This is a genomic window from Streptomyces kebangsaanensis, from assembly GCF_001906585.1.
Lineage (GTDB): Bacteria > Actinomycetota > Actinomycetes > Streptomycetales > Streptomycetaceae > Streptomyces > Streptomyces kebangsaanensis.
On sequence record NZ_JUJA01000169.1, the window covers coordinates 51,351 to 53,393 of the forward strand.

The window sequence follows — 2,043 nt, forward strand, 5'->3', positions numbered from 1 at the left end:
GCCGATAGCGGATGTAGGGTGCAGGCGATGCTGGTGAAGGCGAGGAAGTGCCCGGCTTTGCGTTCGTAGCGGCGGTTTCGTAGCGGCGGTGCGGACGGCGGCAGCCGGCGCCGCAGGTGGTCGTACCTGCAGCCGGACCGGCGCCGGCGGAACCACCCGCTGGAACAGCTCCCACAGCCCATCCGGCACAAGACGCTCAACGATCCCCACGGCAGGAGACCACCGAACCCGCCGAATGAGATGGCCTGTCAAGAAGACGATCTCTGTGGCTCGGACACCGCCTCGGCCCGTGCACGCCGCCTGCAACTGGCCGCGCTGCCAACCGTCGGACGCCGTGCCCGCACCGCCACCGACATCTGCCGCGCTGGTGGTCAGTGTTCCTGGGCTGTCGGGCGCATCATGATCTCGTTGACTGCGGCGTGCGAGGGCTGAGTGATCATGAAGGTGATGGCGCGGGCGAGGTCTTCGGCACGCAGCCAGGCATCCTGCGGCAGGTCACGGGCGGCGAGGTGTCCGGCGCCGATCGCCATCTCTGTCATGGTCATACCCGGTTCGATCAGCCCTACCCGGACCCCCCTTCCGGTCACCTCCTGGCGCAGGGCCTCGCTGAACGCGCACACGGCGTGCTTCGTCGCCGAATAGACGGCGTTGTTCCTTCGCACCACCCTGCCCCCGACCGAGCTGACGTTCACAAGATCGGCGATCCCGCGTGGCCCGTCCGCTGCCGCCCGCAGCAGGTGCGGCAGCGCCGACTGTGACGTATGCAGGACGGCGTTGAAGTTGAGGTCGACCATCCGCTCCCAGTCCGCCGGGTCACCCTCCTCGATGGGACCCATGGCCACATAACCGGCGTTGTTCACCAGCACGTCCAACCGTGCGAAGCAACCGACCGTGTCCTCGACGGCCCGACGTGCCTGCTCCGCATCCCCCAGGCCAGCGGTGAGGACGGCGCACGAGCCACCCTGACCACGGATCCTCGTGGCCAGTTCCTCCAACCGCCCGGTACGCCGGGCGACGACTGCCACAGCCGCGCCCTGCAGAGCCAGTTGCCAGGCAGTCGCCGCGCCGATGCCACTGGATGCACCGGTCACCAGAGCCGCGCATCCCGACAACGGCGCTTCGGCGTCGACGCCCGGCACCGTGTCGTTCCGATCCGCGGCCCCCGCGCGTTCGGCATCTGCATCCCTCACACCCATGTCCGCCCTTCACAGATCGCAGTCACCGCCGCGTTCCACCGCGGCCGGCGAGGCGCCGCCTCCTCTCGCAGCTTGCACCAGGTAGTCCGAGACCGCCTCCCGCCACAGCCAGGAGGCCGGCCGAGGACGAGCGGCCTCCTGGCGTGGCCGGCTGTACCTGACGGTCACCAGCTGTGACCTCCGGCGCGGCGGGCGGCCGGGCCGACGGTTCCCATCGGCTGGGTTTGCGGATCCGGGTGCTCGGCGCCCCGGCCCGTTTCGGGTGCTCGGTCAGCCGTCGTGGCAGGGGCGCCGGTCCATGGGGTCTTGGTACGCGTCGCGGGAGGAACGCTCGGACAGTGCCGCGTTGCGCAGGTGTTCGGCGAGCGCCGCGGTGGCCGTCGACGAGGAGCGGTCCTTGACGCCCCAGGCCAGCAGATGGTGGCGGCGGGCCCAGGGGTCCTGCAGTTCGCACACGGCGAGGGGCTGGTGGGGGTCGATGGCGCGACGCGGTACGACGGCGAGCCCGACGCCTGCGGCAGCGAGGGCGACGAGGACGCTGAGGTCGGCGACGGTGGTGCGGTAACGCGCCACCGGAGCGTGCGGCCCGAGGTGCTTCTCGATCCAGCGGCGCAACGAGGAGCCGGCGTCGAGCCCGATGAGCGGGTGCTCGGCAACCTCGCTGTAGGCCAGCGAGGTCCGACCGGCGATGATCCCTCCGGCCTGGCCGATCACGACGAGGGAGTCGTCACCGAGGGGCTCCATGTGCAGGCCGCAGTCGCGGGCCTCGTCGTCGAGGACGACCCCCAGGTCCGCCTCTCCGTCGGCGAGCATCCGCACCGTGTGCGGGGTGCGGCTCTCGCACACC

At 70.9% G+C, this 2,043-nt stretch carries 2 protein-coding genes; both read right to left on the reverse strand.

Annotation, left to right across the window (positions count from 1 at the left end):
• Positions 1 to 371: 371 nt before the first annotated feature.
• Positions 372 to 1,196, reverse strand: coding sequence for an SDR family NAD(P)-dependent oxidoreductase (locus RH94_RS37625; protein WP_079189338.1), 825 nt, complete (start codon positions 1,194 to 1,196; stop codon positions 372 to 374).
• Between the two features lie 270 nt (positions 1,197 to 1,466).
• Positions 1,467 to 2,043 (reverse strand): LysR substrate-binding domain-containing protein (locus RH94_RS45930; RefSeq protein WP_234426341.1); only part of this gene is annotated, 577 nt, incomplete at its 5' end.

Bases quoted from the DNA above. Each gene is read 5' to 3' on its own strand.
- RH94_RS37625 (WP_079189338.1), bottom strand. From the start codon at position 1,196: ATGGGTGTGAGGGATGCAGATGCCGAACGCGCGGGGGCCGCGGATCGG.